The sequence below is a fragment of the Streptomyces sp. NPDC107528 genome (assembly GCF_055639295.1).
Genome location: NZ_JBVKAV010000003.1, coordinates 644,181 through 666,690 on the forward strand (window position 1 = coordinate 644,181; position 22,510 = coordinate 666,690).

General features: G+C 70.6%; 16 protein-coding genes. 10 read left to right on the forward strand and 6 right to left on the reverse strand.

The window, feature by feature from the left end; all coding sequences use genetic code 11:
- Positions 1 to 5: 5 nt before the first annotated feature.
- Positions 6 to 686 (reverse strand): 4'-phosphopantetheinyl transferase family protein, encoded by a 681-nt coding sequence (locus ACZ7L5_RS12760; protein ID WP_471516609.1) that lies wholly within the window; start codon positions 684 to 686, stop codon positions 6 to 8.
- The gene (locus tag ACZ7L5_RS12765) at positions 683 to 1,543 is read right to left on the reverse strand and encodes a metallophosphoesterase family protein (RefSeq protein WP_328878007.1); all 861 of its coding nucleotides are present in this window, start codon (positions 1,541 to 1,543) and stop codon (positions 683 to 685) included. The genes ACZ7L5_RS12760 and ACZ7L5_RS12765 overlap by 4 nt, the downstream gene beginning before the upstream one ends.
- Before the next feature lie 313 nt (positions 1,544 to 1,856).
- On the opposite strand from ACZ7L5_RS12765, the gene ACZ7L5_RS12770 reads away from it, so the two are divergent.
- A complete protein-coding gene (locus ACZ7L5_RS12770; protein ID WP_471516610.1) occupies positions 1,857 to 2,990 on the forward strand; it encodes an ATP-grasp domain-containing protein in 1,134 nt (377 codons plus the stop codon).
- Positions 2,991 to 3,212: 222 nt separating this feature from the next.
- Here ACZ7L5_RS12770 and ACZ7L5_RS12775 read toward each other — a convergent pair whose 3' ends face one another.
- The 4 genes from ACZ7L5_RS12775 to ACZ7L5_RS12790 form a co-directional block, all read right to left on the reverse strand.
- Positions 3,213 to 4,463 carry an alpha-L-fucosidase gene (locus ACZ7L5_RS12775; RefSeq protein ID WP_471516611.1) on the reverse strand — a complete coding sequence of 417 codons (1,251 nt, stop codon included), beginning with the start codon at positions 4,461 to 4,463 and terminating at the stop codon, positions 3,213 to 3,215.
- A 5-nt stretch (positions 4,464 to 4,468) separates the two neighbouring features.
- Positions 4,469 to 7,522 (reverse strand): alpha-mannosidase, encoded by a 3,054-nt coding sequence (locus tag ACZ7L5_RS12780; RefSeq protein ID WP_471516612.1) that lies wholly within the window; start codon positions 7,520 to 7,522, stop codon positions 4,469 to 4,471.
- A gap of 78 nt (positions 7,523 to 7,600) precedes the next feature.
- Positions 7,601 to 8,941, reverse strand: coding sequence for a 6-phospho-beta-glucosidase (locus ACZ7L5_RS12785; RefSeq protein WP_471516613.1), 1,341 nt, complete (start codon positions 8,939 to 8,941; stop codon positions 7,601 to 7,603).
- Positions 8,938 to 9,702, reverse strand: a complete 765-nt coding sequence (locus ACZ7L5_RS12790; protein WP_471516756.1) for a DeoR/GlpR family DNA-binding transcription regulator — start codon at positions 9,700 to 9,702, stop codon at positions 8,938 to 8,940. The genes ACZ7L5_RS12785 and ACZ7L5_RS12790 overlap by 4 nt, the downstream gene beginning before the upstream one ends.
- Positions 9,703 to 9,869: 167 nt before the next feature.
- Between ACZ7L5_RS12790 and ACZ7L5_RS12795 the strand changes: the two genes are divergently transcribed.
- From ACZ7L5_RS12795 to ACZ7L5_RS12835, 9 genes are all read left to right on the forward strand, one after another.
- Positions 9,870 to 10,889 (forward strand): carbohydrate kinase family protein, encoded by a 1,020-nt coding sequence (locus ACZ7L5_RS12795; protein ID WP_471516614.1) that lies wholly within the window; start codon positions 9,870 to 9,872, stop codon positions 10,887 to 10,889.
- 88 nt (positions 10,890 to 10,977) lie between these two features.
- The gene (locus tag ACZ7L5_RS12800; protein ID WP_471516615.1) at positions 10,978 to 12,264 is read left to right on the forward strand and encodes an extracellular solute-binding protein; all 1,287 of its coding nucleotides are present in this window, start codon (positions 10,978 to 10,980) and stop codon (positions 12,262 to 12,264) included.
- On the forward strand, positions 12,264 to 13,223 hold the full coding sequence (locus tag ACZ7L5_RS12805; RefSeq protein ID WP_471516616.1) for a carbohydrate ABC transporter permease: 960 nt from the start codon (positions 12,264 to 12,266) through the stop codon (positions 13,221 to 13,223). The genes ACZ7L5_RS12800 and ACZ7L5_RS12805 overlap by 1 nt, the downstream gene beginning before the upstream one ends.
- A gap of 12 nt (positions 13,224 to 13,235) precedes the next feature.
- Positions 13,236 to 14,075: a carbohydrate ABC transporter permease gene (locus tag ACZ7L5_RS12810; protein ID WP_471516617.1), complete on the forward strand. Its 840-nt coding sequence runs from the start codon at positions 13,236 to 13,238 to the stop codon at positions 14,073 to 14,075.
- Positions 14,072 to 17,020: a glycoside hydrolase family 2 TIM barrel-domain containing protein gene (locus ACZ7L5_RS12815; protein WP_471516618.1), complete on the forward strand. Its 2,949-nt coding sequence runs from the start codon at positions 14,072 to 14,074 to the stop codon at positions 17,018 to 17,020. The genes ACZ7L5_RS12810 and ACZ7L5_RS12815 overlap by 4 nt, the downstream gene beginning before the upstream one ends.
- A 73-nt stretch (positions 17,021 to 17,093) precedes the next feature.
- A complete protein-coding gene (locus tag ACZ7L5_RS12820; RefSeq protein ID WP_471516619.1) occupies positions 17,094 to 18,923 on the forward strand; it encodes a LamG-like jellyroll fold domain-containing protein in 1,830 nt (609 codons plus the stop codon).
- Positions 18,924 to 18,942: 19 nt separating this feature from the next.
- On the forward strand, positions 18,943 to 20,610 hold the full coding sequence (locus ACZ7L5_RS12825; RefSeq protein WP_471516620.1) for a PHP domain-containing protein: 1,668 nt from the start codon (positions 18,943 to 18,945) through the stop codon (positions 20,608 to 20,610).
- Positions 20,611 to 20,617: 7 nt separating this feature from the next.
- Positions 20,618 to 21,463: a hypothetical protein gene (locus ACZ7L5_RS12830; RefSeq protein ID WP_471516621.1), complete on the forward strand. Its 846-nt coding sequence runs from the start codon at positions 20,618 to 20,620 to the stop codon at positions 21,461 to 21,463.
- Between the two features lie 149 nt (positions 21,464 to 21,612).
- Complete coding sequence (locus ACZ7L5_RS12835) at positions 21,613 to 22,506, forward strand: alpha/beta fold hydrolase (protein ID WP_328878024.1); 894 nt, start codon at positions 21,613 to 21,615, stop codon at positions 22,504 to 22,506.
- Positions 22,507 to 22,510 lie beyond the last annotated feature (4 nt).

The following is a 22,510-nucleotide window of genomic DNA, read 5'->3' on the forward strand; positions in this document are numbered from 1 at the left end:
GGGGCTCAGTCGTGCGGCACGCTCACCGCAGTCGCCACCAGCCCCCGCCGGACCGTCCAACGGCCCTCGAACCGGTCGACGGACCGGTCGCCCAGCAGCGGACCCGGCACGAGGAGCCGGGCGCGGAAGCCTCCGCTGTACTGCTCACCGGGGTCGGCGAAGAAGTCGAGGTCGGCCTCGGTGAAGTCCAGCCACTTCGCGGTGAGGGGGAACCACGCCTTGTAGACGGACTCCTTGGCGCTGAAGAGCAGCCTGTCCCAGTGGATGCCGGGACGGTCGCCGGCCAGCCGGCCCAGCCGCTCCACCTCTGCGGGCAGGGCGACGGCGGGCAGGACGCCCTCCGGGAGCGTCTGGTGGGGTTCGGCGTCGATGCCGAGGGAGGCCAGGTCGGCGGTGCGGGCCAGTGCGGCGGCGCCGTAACCCTCGCAGTGGGTCATGCTGCCGACCAGGCCGGCCGGCCAGCCCGGGGCACCGCGGTCGCCGGGCAGGATCGGCTGGGCGGGCACGCCGAGCTTCTCCATGGCGCTGCGCGCGCAGGAGCGTACGACGGCGAACTCCCGGCGGCGCTTGAAGACCGCCTTCGCCACGACCGCCTCCTCCTCGGGGTACAGAGCCGGGTGCGCGGGCTCCTCGTCGCCGTACGCCTCGACGGTGGCCACCGAGGGCGGCAGCAGTTCCTCGATCAACGGGCCCGGTCCTCCCTGGGCAGAATCGTGCGCAGCCGTCCCGGCGGGTCCGGTCGCTTGCGCCACTCGCGGGGGTATCCCACAGAGACCTCCTCGAAGCGGACGCCCTCGTGATGGGTGGTCCGCGGGATGTGGAGGTGGCCGTAGACCATCGTCTCGACCCGGAACCTGCGGTGCCAGTCCGCGGTCCGCCGGGTGCCGCACCACATGGCGAACTCGGGGTACCACAGCACGTCCATGGGATGCCGGTCGAGCGGGTAGTGGTTGACGAGGACGGTGGGCAGGTCCTCGGGCAGTGCGGCGAGTCTGCGCTCGGTCTCGGCGACCCTGGCCTCGCACCAGGCCTCGCGCGACGGGTAGGGGTCGGGGTGCAGCAGGTACTCGTCGTTGCACACGACCCCGGTGCCGTGCGCGTACGCCAGCCCCTCCTCCTTGGTCGTGCAGCCCGAGGGCAGGAAGGAGTAGTCGTACAGCAGGAACAGCGGCGCGACGGCGACCGGGCCGCCGGGGCCGTCCCAGACGGGATACGGGTCCTCGGGGGTCGTCACGCCGAGCTCCCGGCACAGCTCGACCAGGTGCTCGTAGCGGGCGACGCCGCGCAGGGTGACGGAGTCCTTCGGGTGGGTCCACAGTTCGTGGTTGCCGGGGGCCCAGACGACCTTGCGGAAGCGGCCGGCGAGGGTCTTGAGTGCCCAGCCGACGTCGGCCACGGTCTCCGCCACGTCACCGGCGACGAGCAGCCAGTCGTCGTCGCTGCCGGGGCGCATCCGCTCGACGAGTGCGCGGTTCTCCTCGTACCCGATGTGCAGGTCACTGATGGCCAGCAGCTGTCCGGCACCGCCGGCCGTCGACGTCACCCCTCGCCCCTTTCGATCACACGAATGACCTTACGAGAACACAGGCCGCGTTCGGGGCACAAGGCAGGATCACGTCGTCGCGCCGCGGGGCGCTGCGCGGGCGGTCGGGGGCGGGGTGACCGAGACGGTCAGCAACCATCCTCAATTCCGTAACACGTACGTTGCACGCGGCACCCTTTGAAAGCCGTATGATCGCCGCAACACCACCGCCATGAACGTCCCTTCGCACGGGGCGGTTTGGTGTCCCTCCAACCACCCTGCCCGGGCACGGGCCTGCTTCGCCCTGCCCGCGAACCCGAAAGGACGGCCCTGCATGGTCTCTCGCGTACGCGTCTGGCTCAACCGCACGTACGCGGAGAACGTGTTCTTCATGGATCAGCTGCGCCGAAATCCCAGCGATCGGGCCGTCGAGATCCATGCGACGCACGGGGACGCCGACTCCCCCGTGCTGGCCGCCGCCGACACCGCCGAACTGGAGCCCGAGGGCCTGTCCCCGGCCGGGTACGTCGAGTACGCCCTCGCCCAGTGCCGGCGCCGCGGCATCGACGTGTTCGTGCCCCGGCTGCACCAGTCGGCGATCGTGGCCCACCGGGCGGACTTCGAGGCGGTCGGTACGGCACTGCTCGCTCCGCCGCCGGAGGCCGTCGCGGTCTTCCACGACAAGGTGATCGCGTACGAGGCCGTGCAGGCGGTCGGGGTGCCGGTGCCGCCGTGGTGGCGGGTGCGCGACGCCGACGAACTGCTCGCCGCCGTAGAGGAGTTGGAGGAGGCCGGTCACAAGGCCTGCTTCAAGCCGGCGTCCGGTGCGGGCGGAGTGGGCTTCCGCGTCATCACACGCGCCCCCTTCTCGCTCATGCACCTCAACGGGTTCCCGACGCCGTATGTGCAGCTGGATCTGGTGCTGGACGCCTTGCGGCGGACCGAGGAACCGGTGGACTGGCTGGTGATGCCGCGCCTGGAGCAGCCGGAGGTGTCGGTGGACTGCCTGACCGGTCCGGACAACCGGGTGCGGCTGGCGATCGGCCGGATCAAGAACGGCCGCCGACGTGGGTTCACCGTCCAGGAGCCGTGGCTGGAGCCGGCGCGGCTGATCGCGGAGGGGTTCGGGCTGCACTATCTGTCCAACATCCAGTTCCGGATGTTCGGGGAGACGCCGGTGCTGATGGACGTCAACACCCGGCCGGCCGGCGGACTGCACCAGCTGTCGCTGTGCGGGGTCAATGTGCCGTGGCTGGCCGTTCAGCTGGCGCTCGGCGAGGATCCCGGCAAGGTGGTTCCGCCGTTCCTCGGGCAGGACTACACGGTGGTGTCCGGGCCGCGGCCACTGCGGCCGGTGACCATCCCGCAGCAGCGGTCGGACGTCGAGGAGCCGCTGCTGCCGGCGGTGCCCGCGCCGGCGCCGGTCGACTCCGTCGGGAGTGGCGCGGCTCAGGTTCTGCCGCTCTGAGGTGCCCATCGGGCGTGCCCGAAGGCAGAGTTCGAAAGTTTTTCTCGGCAAGGGTGTATCACGGCGCTGCCCGCGCGCTCATAAGAGTGAAAGGCAACGGGGGAACCGGGTAACACGGGGGATGCACGGGGGAAGCACCACCACGGGGGAAGTACGGGGGCTTCGGGCCGGCCGGCGCTGTCACGGGGGCAGCGGCCGGCCGGCCCGAAGGCGTTTGTCGGGTCAGAAGCGGCCCGAGCCCCGGTACAGCTCCAACTCCCCGTCCAGCTCCACGGCAAGCACCGTGGCATACGGGTCGAGGTCGGCCGCCGTGGGCGGTTGGATCCACAGCACACCCGGCGTCTCGTGGAGGCCGCCGGTGATGCGGTGGGCCAGTTCCGTGCCGCTACCGACGACCGTGACCCGGCGTACCGAACCGAGCAGCCCGCGAACGTTGATCTCGGCGCGCGGGGCGTCGAAGAGGATCAGGTACAGGGTGCGGCGGTCCTTGGACAGGGTGCTCGGGCCGTAGTGGTGGCCGGCCGGGAGGCCGCGGCCGGTGCCGTACACCGCCTCGGCGTGCCTCGCGATCCAGTCGCCGAGGCCCTCCAGCCGCTCGGCCTGCTCCGCCGGGATCGTGCCGTCCTCGCGGGGTCCGACGCTCAGGAGCAGATTGCCGCCTCCGCCGATCGTCTCGGCGAAGTAGCGGATCAGCTGGTCGACCGACTTGTGGTTGTGGTCGTGGTGCTGGTGGCCCCAGGAGTCGTTGATCGTCAGGCACAGCTCCCACGGGCCCTGAGGCGGTATCACCGGTGCGCCCTGTTCCGGGGTCGCGTAGTCGCCCTCGCTGAGCATGCGGGCGTTGAAGACGACGTCCGGCACCTCGGAGCGGATCAGCGCGGCGAGTTCCGGGATTCGCCACTGCTCCTCGCTGCGGTCCCACTCGCCGTCGAACCACATCAGGTCCGGCCTGTAGCGGGAGGACAGTTCGCGGATCTGGCCGTCCCGGTAGGCGAGGAAGCGTTCCCAGGCGTCCAGGTCCTCGCATTCCGCGGCGACCTCGGAGTACCGGTTGTCCTCCAGCTCCGGCGGGCGGCCGGGCTTGCGCGTGGAGGCGTAGTCGGGGTGGCTCCAGTCCGAGTGCGAGTAGTAGAGCCCGACCTTGAGGCCCTGCTCGCGCAGGGCGTCCGCGTAGCCGCCGATGAGGTCGCGGCCCACGTTCAGGTCGCCGTGGGCCGTGTCCCAGAGGGCCACGCCGTCGTGGTGGCGGCTGGTCAGGACGGCGTACTTGGCGCCGGCCCGCGCGAAGAGCTTCGCCCAGTCGCGCGGGTCGTAGCGGGAGGCGGTGAAGCGGTCGAACTGGGACATGTACCGGTCGTACGGGACGATGTCGTCGTAGAACGACCAGGACTCCTGCACGCCGTCCACGGCGTAGATGCCCCAGTGGATGAAGATCCCCAACTTGGCGTCGGTGAACCAGGGTTGCATGGGCACCCCGTTCAGCTCCCTTCCGCGCGCTTCAGGCGGAGCGTGAGGACCTGGAAGGGGCGCAGGGCGACTGCGACCCCGCCGTCGCCGGTGACGTCCGCATCCTCCAGCGGGCGCTCCAGCAGGTCGGTCACCCGGGCGCCCGCGAGCGGGAAGCCGGTGCGCAGGACGCCGCTCGCGCGGCCGCCGCGGGACTCGTAGAGGCGTACGACGACGTCGCCGGACTGGTCGTCGGCCAGCTTGACCGCCTCCACCGTCACGCCGTCGCCGGCCACGGAGACCACCGGCTCGGGCGCGCCTGCCGCGTCCGCCACGCGCAGAGGGAGGTTGAGGGCGTAGCCCTCGGCGACGGCGTCCTCGATGGTCGCGCCGGGGAGCAGGGAGTAGGTGAAGCGGTGCTTGCCCTGGTCGGCCTCGGGGTCCGGCACGCGCGGGGCGCGGACCAGGCTGAGGCTGACCCTGGTCGTCGTCCCGCCGTCCTCGCGGACCGTGCGGGAGACGTCGTGGCCGTACGTCGAGTCGTTGATGACCGCGACGCCGTAGCCGGGCTCGGCGATGTGCACCCAGCGGTGGCCGGAGACCTCGAAGCGGGCCGCCTCCCAGCTGGTGTTGGTGTGGGTGGGCCGCTGGATGTGGCCGAACTGGATCTCGGCGGAGGAGTGCGGGGCTCGGATGTCCACCGGGAAGCCCGCCTTGAGGATCTTCTCGGCCTCGTGCCAGTCGATCTCGGTCTCGAAGTCGATGCGGGGGCTGCCGGCGCGCAGGGTGATCGTCTGGGTGAGCTTCGATCCCTTGCCGAAGGACCGCGTGACGCGGATCGCCCCGAGGAGGGCGTCTTCCTCGACGACGGTGACCGCGTCCGCGTCCAGCAGATCCGTGTAGCGGTTCTTGTAGTGCTTGTCGATGTCCCAGGCGTCCCAGTAGTTCGGGAGGTCGGTGTGCAGACGCAGCAGGTTGCCCTTGTCGGCGAGGACTTCGCGGCCGGCCCGCAGATCCCGTACGGAGGCGAGCGTGCCGTCTGGCGCCACCTCGACACGGACCAGGCCGTTGTCGAGGACCAGGCCCTCGATCTTCACCGGCTGTGCGGGCTCGGCGCCGGTCAGCGGCGCGCTGCCGCTCGCGGGCACGTCGACGTATGCCGGTGCGCCCTCGGGTGTGCGGACGACCTCGGTCCGGTCGAAGGGGCTGGTGTTGAACACCCGCGTGCCGTCGGCGCCCAGCGCGGCCACCGCCTCGGCGGTCAGCGCATCCAGCTCCTGCGCCACACGCGCGTATTCGGCCTCCGCCTCGCGGTGCACCCACGCGATCGACGACCCCGGCAGGATGTCGTGGAACTGGTGCAGCAGCACCGTCTTCCACAGCCGGTCCAGCTTCTCGTACGGGTAAAAGTATCCCGGCGCGTGCAGCGCGGCCGTCGTCGCCCACAACTCGGCCTCGCGCAGCCGGTGTTCACTGCGCCGGTTGCCCTGCTTGGTGCGGGCCTGGGAGGTGTACGTCGCCCGGTGCAGTTCCAGGTAGAGCTCGCCGACCCACACCGGGGCGTCCGGGTACTCCTCGCGGGCCTTGGCGAAGAACTCGTCGGGGTGCTCCACGACGACCTTCGGGGAGCCTTCCAGGTCCGCCAGCCGGCGCGCCCGCTCCATGATCTCGCGGGTGGGGCCGCCACCGCCGTCGCCCCATCCGAAGGGCGCGAGGGAGCGCGAACCGCCGCCCTTCTCCGAGTAGTTGCGGACCGCGCGGTCCATTTCCTCGCCGCTGAAGCGGGCGTTGTAGGTGTCGACCGGCGGGAAGTGGGTGAAGATGCGGGTGCCGTCGATGCCCTCCCACCAGAAGGTGTGGTGGGGGAACTTGTTGGTCTGGTTCCAGGAGATCTTCTGAGTCAGGAACCAGTCGTTGCCGGCGAGCTTGGCGAGCTGCGGGTAGGCGGCGGTGTAGCCGAAGGAGTCCGGCAGCCAGACGCCCTTGGTCTCGACGCCGAAGTGCTCGATGAAGAACCGCTTGCCGTGGATCAGCTGGCGGGCGATGGCCTCGCCGCCGGGCAGGTTGCCGTCGGCCTCGACCCACATGCCGCCGACCGGCGCCCACTGGCCCTTCTTCACGGACTCCTGGATGCGGGCCCACACGTGCGGGTAGTTGTCGCGCACCCACTCGTACTGCTGGGCCTGCGAGCAGGCGAAGATGAAGTCGTCGTACTCGTCCGCGAGGGACGTGACGTTGGAGAAGGTGCGGGACGTCTTGCGCTTGGTCTCGCGGATGGGCCACAGCCACGCGGAGTCGATGTGCGCGTGGCCGACGCCGGAGATGGTGTGAGCGCTGGCGTGCGCGGGGCGGGCCAGGACGGGCGCGAGCGCCTCGCGGACCGCCGTCGCGCTCCCGGAGATGTCGTCCAGGTCCAGGACGTCCATCGCCCGGTCGAGGGCGTGCATGATCTCGTGGCGGCGCGGCTCGTGCTCGCCGAGGTGCACCATGAGTTCGCGCAGCACCTGGAGGTCGAGATCGAGGTGCCAGACCTCCTCGTCCAGGACGGCGATGTCGGCGCGCTGGAAGGTGTAGAGCGGCTTGTCGCCCGCCGTGAGCACGTCACCGAGCGGGGTGGGCGCGGCGAAGTCGTTGGCGAGGATGTCCGGGTTGGAGGCGGCCTCGACCAGGTAGTCGATCTCCTCGCCGCCCGAGACGGGGTTGCCGATCGGCACGTACTGGTTGAGCGGGTTGACCGCCTTCAGGGGCCTGCCGTCGGGCAGGTGGACCAGGGCCTCGGCCTGGTTGCCGGGCCAGTCGCCCACGAAGCCGAGGTCGATGACCGCCTCGACGCGCCGTCCGGCCCACTCGGCGGGTACCCGGCCGCGCATCCGGAACCAGGTCGTGCCCCAGGGCGGGCCCCACGGGGTGTCCATCGCGAAGGGCGTGTACCGGGCGGCCGCGGCCTCCTCGAAGGAGACCGGCTCTCCCGGCGCGTGCCAGGCCTCGACCTCGAAGGGGACGGTGGCCGAGTAGATCGCGGGCTTGATGCGCTGGTTGTGGACGCGCTCGACGCGTTCCTCGATCCGGCGGCGTTCGTCGTGCATCAGGGTCTCCAGGGAGGGAGAGAACGGAGGGGAGGCGAGGGGCGGGCAGGGCGGGAAAGCGCTTTCGGCAGGCGGGCGCTACTTAAGGTACGCCAGCCCGGGGTGGACGGAGGAGTACCCCTCGACCAGCCTGCGGGCCACATTGACCGAGTCGACCAGCGGGTGCAGCGCGAAGGCCTTCACCGCGGTCGTACGGGAGCCGGACTCGGCGGCGGCGAGCACCTCCCGTTCGACCGCCTTGACCGAACAGACGAGGCCGGTGGCGTGGTCGGGCAGCGGGGCGACGGCGACCGGGTGGGCGCCGTTGGCGTCGACCAGGCAGGGCACCTCGATGACGGCGTCCGGGTCGAGCACCGCGAGGGTGTTCTGGTTGCGGACGTTGAGGATCAGGGTCGTGCGCTCGTCGCGGGCGATGGCCCGCATCAGCGCGAGCGCGACCTTCTCGTACCCGCCGGAGAGGTCGTCGGCGTCGCGCTCGCCGGCGCCGGCCGTCTCCCGGTTCTCGGACATGTAGGTGGCCTCGCGCTCGGCGCGGGTGCGGTCCCAGGCCTGGAGCGCGGAGACGTCCGGGTTGCGCATCTGCTCGTAGAAGCCGGCCTGCTGGTCGCGCAGGAAGGCGCCGCGGGTCTTGTCGGCCTGCTGGTAGGCGCGGACGGCCTCGCGGTTGAAGTAGTAGTAGTGCAGGTATTCGTTCGGGATGGCGCCGAGCGAGCGGAGCCAGTCGACGCCGAAGAGCTTGCCCTCCTCGAAGGAGCCGAGCAGGTCGGGGTCGGCGAGCAGACGCGGCAGTTCGTCGCGGCCGGCGACGCGCAGGCCGCGCACCCAGCCGAGGTGGTTGAGGCCGACGTAGTCGATCCATGCCTCGCCGGGGTTCTTGACGCCGAGCACGCGGGCGATACGGCGGCCGAGGCCGACCGGTGAGTCGCAGATACCGATGACGCGGTCGCCGAGGTGGCGGGACATGGCCTCGGTGACCAGTCCTGCGGGGTTGGTGAAGTTGATGACCCAGGCGTCCGGCGCGAGGCGGGCCACCCGCTGGGCGATGTCGACGGCGACCGGGACGGTCCGCAGGCCGTAGGCGATGCCGCCCGCACCGACCGTCTCCTGGCCGAGGACGCCCTCGGCCAGGGCGACCCGCTCGTCGTCCGCCCGGCCTTCGAGGCCGCCGACGCGGATCGCCGAGAAGACGAAGTCGGCGCCGCGCAGGGCCTCGTCGAGGTCGGTGGTGGCGCTCACCTCGGGCGCGTCGGGCACAGCGGCGGCCTGCTCGGCGAGCACGCGGGTCACGGCGTTCAGACGGCCGGCGTCCAGGTCGTGCAGCACGACCCGGGTGACCCGGCCCTCCGCGCGGTCCGTCAGGAGCGCCCCGTACACGAGCGGCACGCGGAATCCGCCGCCGCCCAGAATCGTCAGCTTCACGCGTGCACCTTTCCTGCCACGAGCACGTGGACACCGGCCTCCTCCAGGGCGGACCGGGTCGCCGTGTTCACGGGAGCGTTCGTCACCACCATGTCCAGGTCCTCGGGACCGCATACCTTCGCCATGCCCGTTCCCGGGAACTTCGCCGCGTCGGCGAGCAGGACGACCTTGTCGCCGGCCTTGATCATGGCTCGCTTGACCGGCACCTCGACCACCGTGGTGTCCATGACCTGTCCGCCGGGCCGCACCCCGCTGGTGCCGAGGAACAGCCAGTCCGCGTGCAGCTGGCGCAGGTTGTCCTCGGTGAGGAAACCGACCAGGGAGCGGTATTCGCGGCGGACCATGCCGCCGAGCAGCACCAGCTCGATGCCCTCGTCGTCGGCGAGCTCCTCGTAGACCACCAGGTTGCTGGTGATCACGGTGAGGCGGCGGCCGTGCAGCTGGCGGGCCAGCCGGAAGGCGGTGGTGCCGATGTCGAGCAGCACCGACTGACCGTCTTCGATCATCGCGGCGGCGTGCGCGGCTATGGCGTCCTTCTCGGGCACGCGCATCTCGGCGACCTCGGCGAAGGGCTGGTCGCCCTCCTCCACGACCGCGCCGCCGTGCACCCGCGTCAGCAGGCCGTCCTCCTCGAGTTTGACCAGGTCACGCCGGATCGTGGCCGGGCTCACACCCAGCCGCTCGGAGAGATCGGTCACGGCCGCGGGGCCGCCGGAGCGCAGGGCCCGCAGGATGAGTTGGTGTCGTCGTTCTGCCAGCACGACGTGAACACTACTCGTCATCTTCAATCATCGCCATGCTCATTTCTGCTCGGGTATTGACCAATCCCGCGGAGCGGCGCACGATTCCGGTCACCGAAATGAAGAGTTTTGACGAGCTCTCCCCAACGGGGGTCCCCGGACGAGAGCCCGAGCGAGAGGACCCTTCCGTGGACGACGACCGGCCCGATGTGCTGCTGACCGGGCTGCTCTTCTACGACCTCGTCCTCACAGGGCTCGGGAAGCCGCCGACGCCGGGCGAGGAGATCTGGACGGGCGGCATGGGCTGCGGCCCCGGCGGCATCGCCAACCTGGCGGTGGCCGCCGCCCGCTTCGGCCTGCGCACCTCGCTGGCCACGGTGTTCGGCGACGACCTCTACGGCGAGTACTGCCGGGACGTCCTGTGCGACCAGGAGGACATCGACCTCTCGCTCTCCCGCACCGCGGACGGCTGGCCCACCCCCGTCACCGTCTCCCTCGCCTACGGCCACGACCGGGCCCTGGTCACCCACGGCCAGGAACCGCCGTACTCGCAGGACGCGCTGATGGGCGACCCGCCCCAGGCTCGCACCGCCCTCGTGCACATCGAGGCCGAGCCTCGCGAGTGGCTGGCCAAGGCCGCCGCGAACGGCACCCACATCTATGCCGACGTCGGCTGGGACCCCACCCAGCAGTGGTCCACCGCCCTCCTCGACCAGCTCTCCCTGTGCCATGCCTTCCTCCCCAACGAGACCGAGGCGATGGCCTACACCCGCACCGACACCGCGGTCGCGGCCCTCGGCACCCTCAGCGAGCTGGTGCCGGTGGCTGTGGTGACGCGCGGCGGGAACGGCGCCGTCGCCGTCGACCAGACGACCGGCGAGTACGCGGACGTGCCCGCCCTGGACATCGACGTTCTCGACGCGACGGGCGCGGGCGACGTGTTCGGGGCGAGCTTCGTCGCGGCCTCGCTGGGCGGCTGGCCGTTGGCGGAACGGCTGAGGTTCGCCGTCCTCGCCGCCGGTCTCTCGGTCCGGCGGCCCGGCGGGGCCCTGGCCGCGCCCGGCTGGTACGGCGTCGACCGCTGGTGGCGCTCCCTGACCGATCCCGAACTGAAGCGGGCGTACGGCTTCCTGGCGGACCGGCTCCCGGACGATCCGGGACCGCCCGTCGCGTACGCCCCCGTGACCCCTCCCGCACGGCAGAACTGACTTTTCCGAGCGAGCTCCCCACGTGCTCTCTCCCCCACGTGCCCCTCTCATGCGAAGTTCCGAAAAGATCCGAAAGGCGGTGGGAGCTGTGCGGCTCTCACGAAGAGGCCTGCTCCGCGCGGGCCTGGCCGGCACGGCCGCCACGGCGCTGGGCGGCCTGGCGTCCGGCTGTGCCGTTCCGACCGGCTCGACCGGCCGGAACATGGTCCTGTGGTACTGGAGCGGCGGCCTGAGCGACACGGTCGTCAAGAACGCCAAGGCACGTTACGGCAGCTCCGTGGACCTCGACGCCATCCAGATCGGCGGCTACTACCGGTCGAAGCTGATCACCACGATGGCCGGCAACGCCCACATCCCCGACATCGCGGGCCTCAAGGGCGAGGACATGGCGTCCTACCTGCCGAACTCCGACCAGTTCGTGGACCTCAGGACGCTCGGCGCCGACAAGCTCAAGAGCCAGTACCTGGACTGGAAGTGGCAGCAGGGCGTGGCCCCGGACGGCAGCCTCGTCGGGTTCCCGATCGACGTCGGCCCGGTCGTGCACTACTACCAGCCCGCCGTCTTCGAGAAGGCCGGGCTGGCCCACGAACCCGACGACGTGTCCCGGGAACTGGACACCTGGGAGAAGTTCTTCGCGGCCGGCGAGCAGCTGAAGAAGCGGATACCCGGGACGTACATCCTGACCGACGTCGGCAGCGTCTTCGAGATGTCGATCGGCCAGAGCACCACCCGGTTCGTCGACGAGGACCGCAACTTCATCGGTGACGGCACCAACGTCCGCACCTGCTGGGAGCGGGCCGTGGAAGCCAAGCGGCGCGGGATCGTGTCGAACATCGTGACGGGCACGCCCGACTCGATCTCGGCCACCGAGAAGGGGAAGCTGCCCAGTCAGCTCAACGCCTCCTGGGCCGCCGGCGACCTCAAGCTCGCCTACCCGAAGACCAAGGGCAACTGGCGGGTGGCGGGCTGTCCTGGCGGCCCCTCGAACGTCGGGGGCTCCTTCCTCGCGATCACGAAGGCGTGCCGGGAGCCCGAGCGTGCCTTCGAGATCATCAGCTGGATGCTCGGCGCGGACAACCAGGCCCAGGGCTTCGTCGAGGCAGGCCTGTTCCCGTCGACCCCGGCGTCGTACGAGATGAAGAAGCTGCGCGAGCCGGACCCGTTCTTCGGCGACCAGATCACCATGGACGTCTTCGGGCCGGCCGCGGAGAAGATCCCGGTCGCCTTCAACAGCCCGTACGACATCGCGCTCGGGCAGCCGATCAGGGACGAGATCAAGAACGTCGGCGTCCTCGGCAAGGATCCGAAGAAGGCCTGGGAGGACGCCATGAGCAAATGCCGGCGTATCGCGCAGCACCTGGGGGTGAGCTTCTGATGGCCGTCATCGAACAGACCCCGCCCGCCGTGAACCGGCCGCACCCCTCCACGGCCGCGCCGAAGAAGGGCCTGCGCAAGCACTGGCACCTCTACGCCGCGATCTCCCCGTTCTACCTCCTCTTCCTCGCCTTCGGGCTGATCCCCGTCGGCTTCTCGCTCTACCTCTCCTTCCACCGCTGGGACGGCCTCGGCTCGATGGAGTGGGCGGGGCTCTCGCAGTACCAGTACCTGCTGAGCGACAGCGACTTCTGGCAGTCGATCGGGAACACGATCGTCATCTGGGCGCTGGCCACCTTCCCCATGATCTTCCTGGCGATGGTGACGGCCGTGATGCTCAACTCGGCGGTCCGCTTCAAGAACGCCTACCGGTTCGCGTACTTCCTGCCGAACGTCACCTCGGTCGTGGCGATCGCGATCGTCTTCGGGTCGATCTTCTCCACCAACTTCGGCCTGGTGAACGCGCTGCTGCAGGCCGTGGGTCTCGACCAGGTCGCCTGGCTGAACACCCCGTGGGGCATCAAGGTCGCCATCGCCACGCTGATGACCTGGCAGTGGACCGGCTACAACGCGATCATCTTCCTCGCCGGCCTCCAGACCATCCCGAGCGACCTGTACGAGGCCGCCCGCATCGACGGTGCCGGTCCCGTGCAGACCTTCTTCCGGGTCACCCTGCCGCTGCTGCGGCCGACGCTGCTGTTCGTGCTCGTCGTCTCCACGGTCACCGGACTTCAGAGCTTCTCCGAACCGCAGGTGCTGCTCCAGACCACGGCCAACGAGTCGACGTTCTCGGGCGGCCCGGACCACGCCGGCCGGACGATGGTCCTCTACTTCTTCCAGCAGACCTTCGACAACAACGACTTCGGGTACGGCGCCGCCGTGGCGTGGGGCATCTTCCTGGTCGTCGTCCTCTTCTCGATCATCAACTGGCGCCTGGTGCAGCGCCGGGGCGAACAGTAGGAAGGCCGCGACATGGCATCCATCAAGGGCTCCGGACGCCGGGGATCGGCCCTGCACGCGTCCCTGATCATCGGTGTGCTGCTGTCGGCCTTCCCGTTCTACTGGGCCGTCATCATGTCGACGCACACCTCGTCGGAGATCTTCTCGTACCCGCCGAAGCTGCTGCCGGGCTCGCATTTCCTGGAGAACGTCCGCAGCCTGTTCGACACGATCGACTTCTTCGGGTCGATGTGGAACTCGCTGCTGGTCGCGACGGTGGTGACCTTCCTGGTCCTGTTCTTCGACTCGCTCGCGGCCTTCGTCTTCGCCAAGTTCGACTTCCCGGGCAAGAACGTGCTGTTCGGGCTGCTGATGCTGATCTTCATGGTGCCGGCCCAGATGGCGGCGATCCCGCAGTTCGTGATCATGGCGAAGATCGGCTGGATCGGCTCGATGACCGCGCTGATCGTGCCGGCCGCGGCCAACGCGTTCGGCATCTTCTGGATGCGCCAGTACATGAGGAGCGCCATCCACGACGAACTGCTCGACGCCTCCAAGCTGGACGGCGCGAACTTCCTGCGCCAGTACTGGCACGTCGCGCTCCCGGTGGTCCGCCCCGGGCTCGCCTTCCTCGGCATCTTCACCTTCATGGGCCAGTGGAACGACTACGCCTGGCCGCTGATCGCCCTGACCAACCCGGACAACGTCACCCTCCAGGTCGCGCTGTCCCAGCTCAACGGCACCCACGGCACCACCGACTACGGCATGGTGATGACCGGCGCGGTCCTCGCCCTCATCCCGCTGCTGATCGTCTTCGCGATCGGCGCCCGGCAGATCATCGGCGACCTCGCGAAGGGGGCCGTCCGCGGATGAACGATCCGTCGATCCTCGGTCCCGGCGCCGTCGATCCCCTGATCGCCCTGCGCCCCTGGGAGGCACCCGAGGTGACCTCCTGGGGGCGACTGCCCATGAACGCCGTCGACCGGCGCTCCGGTGGACTCCCCTTGGACGGCGACTGGCGCTTTGAGTTGCTGCCGACCCCGGACGCGCCGGTCGGCGGTCCCTGGTCCACGGCGTACGTCCCCGGTGCCTGGACCGTGCAGGGCACCGACGACCTGCCGCAGTACACCAACGTCCGCATGCCGTTCGCCGAGTTCCCGCCCCACTCCCCGGCCGCCAACCCGACGGGTGTGTACGAGCGTGAGGTGGACGTCCCCGCCGCGTGGGCCGGACGCCGGATCGTGCTCCGGGTGGGGGCCGCCGAGAGCGTGCTGCTGGTGCATGTGGACGGGCGGCCCGTCGGCATCTCCAAGGACTCGCACCTGGCGGCCGAGTTCGATCTGACGGGAGCGGTGCGCGCCGGGGAGCGGGCGACCGTACGCCTGACGGTCGTGAAGTGGTCGGACGCCTCGCACATCGAGGACCAGGACCAGTGGTGGCACGGCGGGATCACCCGCTCGGTGCTGCTGTATGCGACGGACCCGCTGTATCTCGCGGACGTGACCGTGCGGGCCGCCTTCAGCGGGGAGCTGCGGGTGGACTGCCGGGTGCGGGACGCTCGCGGTGCGCTTCCCCCGGGGTGGTACGTCAGCGGGGAGCTGGACGGTCAACTCCTCGTGCAGGACGGTGAGTTCGACCGTTTCAATGCCGAAGAGGAGCGCGTCTCCGACTTCCTCGGCGAGGCCCGGATGCGCACGACCGTCGAGGACGTGCGCAGCTGGAACGCGGAGACGCCCGAGCTGTACGGCCTGACCGTCCGGCTGCACCGCGCCGACGGCACGGTCGCCGACACCTCCCACCACCGCGTCGGCTTCCGCGACGTCGAGATCGTCGGCCGGGACCTGCTGGTCAACGGCGAGCGGGTCTTCATCCGGGGCGTGAACCGGCACGACTTCCATCCGCTGACGGGGCGGACGGTGTCGTACGACGACATGCGCGCCGATCTCGTCCTGCTCAAGCGGTTCGGGTTCAACGCGATCCGCACCGCCCACTACCCGAACGACCCGGCGCTGTACGACCTCGCGGACGAGCTCGGCTTCTACGTCGTCGACGAGGCGGACATCGAGTCCCACGACCACGCCCACGAGATCGCCGACGACCCGCGCTATCTGAACGCCTTCGTGGACCGGGTCTCACGCATGGTGCTGCGCGACAAGAACCACCCGTCGATCATCATCTGGTCGCTGGGCAACGAGTCCGACTACGGCGCGAACCACGACGCGGCGGCCGGCTGGGTGCGCCGGCACGACCCGACGCGGCCGGTCCAGTACGAGGGCGCGGCCAAGCTCGACTGGGCGGCGACGGACGACGCCTCCGACATCGCCTGCCCCATGTACGCGCCGGTCGAGGACTGCGTCGCCCACGCCCTGTCCGGCCGCCAGACCAGGCCGCTCATCCAGTGCGAGTACTCGCACGCGATGGGCAACAGCAACGGCACGCTGGCCGACCACTGGGCTGCCATCGAGGCCACCCCGGGTCTTCAGGGCGGGTTCATCTGGGAGTTCTGGGACCACGGAATTCTGCAACGCGTGAGCGATGGCAGACCTGCCGGGCGCGCGGGCGCCGGGCTCTACGACAACGGTGTCACCGCGCCCGGGTACCGCTGGGCGTACGGCGGTGACTTCGGCGAGTCCCTCCACGACGGCGCCTTCATCGCGGACGGCATGGTGTTTCCCGACCGCACGCCCAAGCCGGCGATGTTCGAGCACCGGGAGATCGCGGCGCCGGTACGCATCGAGTGCTTCAAGCACGAGGGCATCGTGCTCGGCAATCACCAGCACTTCCGGGGCCTGGACTGGCTGGCCGGCGAGTGGCGGCTGGACCTCGCCGACGGCACGACGCTCACCGGGCCGGCCGAACTGCCGAACCTGCGCCCCGGCGAGACGGCCGCCGTGCCGCTGCCCTTCGAGGTACCGCAGGACGGCGGCGAGGCCTGGCTGACGCTGCGCGTGACGGTGGCCGAGGACCAGCCGTGGGCGCCGCGCGGCACCGAGGTGTGCGTGCCGCAGATCCGGCTGCGCACGCCCGCCGTGGTCCCGGACGTTCCGGTGGACGGGCAGGTCGAGGTCGACGGCGAGGGACTCCTCGTCCATCCGCTGCTGACGGCGGCCCCCACGCTCTCGCTGTGGCGGGCGCCCACCGACAACGACGAGCTGGGCGGCATGGCCGGGCGCTGGCGCGACTGGGGACTCGACGCGCTGGTGCGCAAGGTCGTGTCCGTCCGGCAGGACGCCGGTCGCGTGACGGTGGTGGCCGAGTACGCGGGCACCACGGGTGTCGTCCGGCACCGGCAGGTGCTCACGCCCGTCGAGGGCGGCGTCCGCGTCGACGAGGAGGCCGAGCTGCCGGAGACCTTCGACGACGTGGCACGGGTCGGCACGGTCTTCGAAACGGGCGCGGGGCTCGATCTGCTGGAGTGGTTCGGGCAGGGCCCGTGGGAGTCGTATCCCGACCGCAGTACGGGCGCGCCCGTGGGCCATCACTCGGTGCCCGTCGACGCGTTGTTCACGCCGTATCTGCGTCCGCAGGAGAGCGGAGGCCGACACGGTGTACGGCGGTTCACGCTGTCGGCGCCGGACGCCACCGGACTCCTGGTCGGTCTTGACGAACCCCGCCAGGTCTCCGTGACCCGCTACCGCGCCGAGGACCTCACCTTCGCACGCCACCACGACGAGCTGGTCCCGCGGCCCGGCTGCGTGGTGCACATCGACGCCGCGCACCGGGGCCTGGGCACCGCCTCCTGCGGACCCGACACCTCACCGTCGTACCTCGTCGCCCCGGGCGTCCATCGCTGGAGCTGGACCCTGCGCGTTCTCTGAACTCCCCCCCACGCCCTTCGCTGTCACCCCTCGTGGATCCCACGGATCTCACAGATCTTCTTACGGAGCACACGTGTGTACTTTGCATGACCATGCCCAGGGCGAGGCCGAGCAGGCCGGTGCCGGAAGACGCGGTTTCCTGCGCGCGACCGCGCTGCTCGGCGCCGCCGCCACGGCGGGGGTCGCGCTGCCGGCCGTGGCCGAGGCGTCCCCGGTCACGGCCGGCTGGCGTCCGGACGCCGACAGCCGCCGCTTCACGCTGGCCGTGATGCCCGACACCCAGTACCTCTTCGACGGGCCGAGCATCAACGCGGCGCCCGTCGAGGCGTCCCTGCGCTACCTCCTGGAGCACGGGCGGGAGGAGAACATCGTCTTCCTGTCCCACCTCGGCGACCTCACCGAGAACGGCGCGAAGGACGAATGCGCCGCGATCGGCAAGGCGTTCGAGCTGCTCGACCGCAGGGGCGTCGGCTACAGCGTCCTCGCCGGCAACCACGACGTGAAATCCTCCACGGACGACCAGCGCGGCTCGACGCCGTACCTGGACACGTTCGGTCCGCGGCGCTTCGAGGGCAGGCGCACCTTCGGGGGCGCGTCCTCGGACGGCTACAACACCTACCACCTGTTCCGCGCGGCCGGCCGCGAGTGGATGGTGCTCGCCCTGGACTGGCGGCTGTCGGCGAAGGGCCACGCCTGGGCGAAGGACGTGCTCGCCCGGCACCCGAGGACACCCGTCATCCTCACCACCCACGAACTGGTCGTCGAGGAGGACGCGTTGTCGTCGTACGGTCAGCAGCTGTGGGACCAGCTGGTCAAGGACCACGACCAGATCTTCCTGACCCTCAACGGGCACTACTGGCCCGCGGGCCGGGTCACGCGCCGGAACGCGGCGGGCAACGACGTCCACCTGCACCTGACGAACTATCAGAACCGCTACTTCGGCGGCGCGGCGATGATCCGCCTCTACCGTTTCGACCTCGACCGGAACGTCATCGACGTCGAGACGGTCTCCCCGTGGATCCTGGGCCGGGCCGCGAAGGGACTCAACGAGCTGGAGCGACAGGAGATCGAACTCAGCGGCGACGCCGACCGTTTCTCCGTCGACATCGACTTCGAGGACCGCTTCTGCGGCTTCGCCCCGGTGCCCGCCCGCCCGGCGCGCCCCGCGTCGAAGATGCTGATCCGGGACACGGCTGCGTACTGGCGCTTCGAGTCGCCCGTCGCCGGCACCGTCCGTGACCTGTCCGGCCACGGCAACGACCTCACCGTGGTCTCCGTGGGCGGCGGCAAGCTCGGCTGGTCGGCCGACCACCACCCGGACCAGCCCGGCCACGGCAGTCTGGAGTTCCAGGGCTTCAAGTCCCCGCTGAAGGGCGCGTATCTGCGCACGGTCGACGACGCCCCGCTCAATGCGGCCACCTTCAGGAACGGTTACACCGTCGAGGCCTTCTACCGGCTCCCCGCCGACTGGGACGCCTCGCACAACGCCTGGGCGGGCCTGGTCAGCCGTACCGGCACGGGTGGGGCCGCCGGCAAGACGGAGGGCGACCCCGACGAGCCGCTCGCCACGCTGTCCCTCTCCGACGGCCCCGGCCCCCAGTGGGCGGTCCGCCCGCTCAACCAGCAGGGCATCGCCACCAACTGGGGCGACGAGACCGCACGCGAGACCTGGTGGCACGTCGCCGTCGTCAACGACGGCAGGCACACCACGCTGTACGTCCAGGGCTGCCCGGTGGCCCGCAACCCGCACGCCACGGCGATCGGCCTCACCTCGGTCGGGCTGCCGTGGCTGCTCGGCGGCTACGAGTACGGCGGCAACATCGACCAGATCCTGTACGGCCGTCTCGGCGACGTCCGTATCGTCGCGCGGGCGCTGCCCGTCACGTCCTTCATGAACCACTGACGCCCGCCCGAGGATGAACATGACTGAGCAACAGCTGCCCACCTGGGCCGACCCGTCCGTCGCCCCCGCCGACCTCGACCCGCAGGGCGTCTCCCGACGGGGACTCCTGCGCCGCGCGGGCCTGTTCGGCGCCGCGTTCGCGCTCGGCTCCGCGGCCGTGCCCGCTACGGCGTCCCCGCGCGGGTGGGGCGGCGACGACCCGCGCCTCGCGTACCTCGTCGGCGACCACCACATCCACACGGTCTACAGCCACGACGCCAAGTACACGTTCTCCCAACTGGCCGCCGCGGGCGCCAAGTACGGGCTGGACTGGATGGTGTTCACCGAGCACTCCAACTTCGGGCACGCCAAGTACGGAGCCGCGCTGGAGCACGAGGAGATCCTCAAGGCGCGCGCCGAGAACCCGCGCCAGCTCATCTTCCAGGGCCTGGAGTGGTACATCCCGGCCGCCGAGCACTGCACGGTCTTCGCGGCGCCCGGCCGGCACGAGGTCGACCTGCTCACCCGGTTCGAGAGCGCCTACGACGGCAAGCTGCTCGGCTACGACAAGGGCGGCCCCGCCGACGCGGACACCGCCCGCAACGAGGCCCACGCCGTCAAGGCCATCAAGTGGCTGGCTCAGCAGCGCCGCGAGGGTTACGTCGACGACGTCCTCGTCCTCGCCAACCACCCGCTGCGCCTGGGCATCGACTCCCCGCACGAGATGCGCGGCTGGCGGGACGCGGCCCCCGAGATCATGATCGGCATGGAGGGTGCGCCCGGCGCCCAGGGCGCGGCCATCCCCGGCCTGCGCGCAAGCACGTCCATGCGCGGCGAGTACGAGAACAAGCCCTCGGCACAGTCCTGGCCGGGCTACCCGGCGGAGGCGTATCTGACCTACGGCGGCTTCGACTGGGCGACCGCGACGGTCGGCGGGCTGTGGGACTCGATGCTGGCGGAGGGCCGGCTGTTCTCGATCACCACGAACTCCGACGCGCACCGCATCGTCTTCGACACCTGGCGCAACGGCGACTGGCCGGCGGGTCAGAACTTCGACAGCACCGGCAGGCTCCCGGACCCGGTGAACACCGACACCCCGCAGCCGGGCAGCGACTTCTGGCCGGGCCAGTTCAGCCGCACCCACGTCGGTGTGACCCGCTACGGCCACCGCGCGGTGATGGCGGGCCTGCGCGCGGGCCGGGTCTGGCTCGACCACGGGCATCTGCTGGACGGCCTCGATGTCCGCCTCAAGCGGGACTGCGACCACGGCCGCGGCGTCACCCTGGGCGGCCGGCTGCGCGTACGCAAGGGCGAGAAGCTCACGCTGAACATCACGGTCACGACGGCCTCCCGGCCCAACCCGCAGGGCATCCTGCCGGAGTTGGCGCACGTCGACGTCGTCCGGGGTGCGGTGCGCGGCCCGGTGGCCGACCGGGACGCCTGGAAGGCACCGGACACCAAGGTCGTGGCGACGAAGGACGTGAGCGGTCGCAAGGGGACGTACACCTTGCGCATCCCGCTGACCGCGGGCAGGGAGTCCTTCTACGTCCGGCTGCGCGGCAGCGACGGCAACCGCAACGGCACGGGCTACCTCGGCGCGTCGGTCGACCCGCACGGCCCGATCCCGCACCCGCCCGGAGACGGTGACCCGTGGACGGATACGTGGTTCTATTCGAATCCCGTATTCGTCGACGTGGCAGGAGCCTGAGGATCTGATGAAGCGTCAACTTCTTGTCCCCGTCTGCTTATTGGCCGCTCTCGGGCTCGGCGCGGGTACCGCCTCCGCGGCCGGTGACCCGCAGTGGGCCGAGTCCGGCACGGCGTACACCGACACGCTGGGCGGCGGGCAGGGTCTCGCCGCCCGGGCGGACGGCTCGCTCCTCTACCGGGGCATGACCGACATCCCGCTGGACCTGAGGATCAAGGGCTGGAACCACGTGGGCGACCCGGACATCGCCCGGGGCCACGTCTTCGACGCCTACCAGGGCCCGGACACGGCCACGTCCAAGATGTTCGCGGTGACGACCCCGGCCGGGAAGCGCTACGAGTACGTCCACCAGCTCAACCCGGGCGAGAAGCTGAACAACTCCTTCGCCACCGTCTCGCCCGACGGGCAGTGGCTGGTGTCGGGCGAGTGGGGCGACCAGCGAAGACTCCAGGTCTTCCCCGCTCCCCTGCTCAACCCCGCCACACCACCGACCGGCGGAGACCTGAAGGAGGCCTGGCAGATCAGCCTGGACAAGCCCGTACGCGACATCCAGGGCTGCGACTTCGTCACCGACACCCGCCTCATCTGCGCGTCGAACGACGCCTCGGGCACCCTCTTCCCGGAGATCCGCCCTCTCCTCCAGGTCGATCTGCCGCGCAAGGTGGACGGCCAGCCGATGACGGGCGCGGTGAAGAGCCTGTTCGCACTGCCGCAGCGCAGTGTGTGCACGGGCACGTTCGAGACGGAGGGCGTGGACTACGACGTGAACAGCGGCACGTTGCGGGCTCAGATGATTCCGCCGGGGGTGTGTGCGGTGGCCACGGCCGTGTACGCGTACAAGCAGGGGGTTTGAACGACAAGTCCGTGACACCTCTCGGCCATTGACCCGCCGGCAGCCGGAAACACCCGCACACCGGGATGATCTGGGGCACGATGGGGAATGGCCGTTGCACGGCCACACAGCATGCCGCAGCGGGCGGGGGCTTCGAGAGGGGGCCGCGCATGCTCAAAGACGTGTTCACGGGGGACGGACGCCGATTAGCCGTCGAGATCAGCGGAGATCCCGGCGGCTCTCCGGTGTTCCTGCTGCACGGCACGCCCGGCAGCCGGCTCGGCCCCGCGCCCCGGCCGATGCTGATCTACCACCAGCGAGTCCGGCTCATCACGTACGACCGCCCCGGCTACGGCCCCTCCGACCGGCTCTCCGGGCGCCGGGTCGCCCATGTCTCCGCCGACGTCGCCGCCATCGCGGACGCCCTCGGCATCGAGCGCTTCGCCGTGGTCGGCCGCTCCGGCGGCGGCCCGCACGCCCTCGCCTGCGCCGCACTGCTGCCGGACCGGGTGACCCGGGCCGCCGTCCTGGTCAGTCTCGCCCCGCGGGACGCCGACGGGCTGGACTGGTTCGCGGGCATGACGGCATCCAACGTCAACGAGTACACCAAGGCGCTGGACGGGCCCGACCAGCTGGAGGACAGCCTGCGGAAGCGGTCCGTCGACATCCGGTCGGACCCTCGCAAGCTGCTGGCGCAACTGCGCTGGGAGCTGACCGAGTCCGATCTGCGGGTCGTCTCGGACGCGGGGATCCGCGCGATGCTGCTGCGCAACTACCGGGAGGCGCTCAGCGTGTCCGCCGACGGCTGGGTGGACGACGCCCTGTCCTTCTGCAGCCCGTGGGGGTTCTCCCTTGCGGACATCTCCGTACCCGTCCTGCTGTGGCACGGCGAACGGGACGGGTTCTCGCCGGCCAGCCACACCCGCTGGCTGGCCGAGCGCATTCCGGGCGGCCGGGCCGTCCTGCAGCCCGAGGAGGCGCACTTCGCGTCGCTGCGGGTGCTGCCCGACGTCTTCACCTGGCTGCTGGGCGGACGCTCGCGGCTGACGGCCGAGCCCGCCTGAGTCC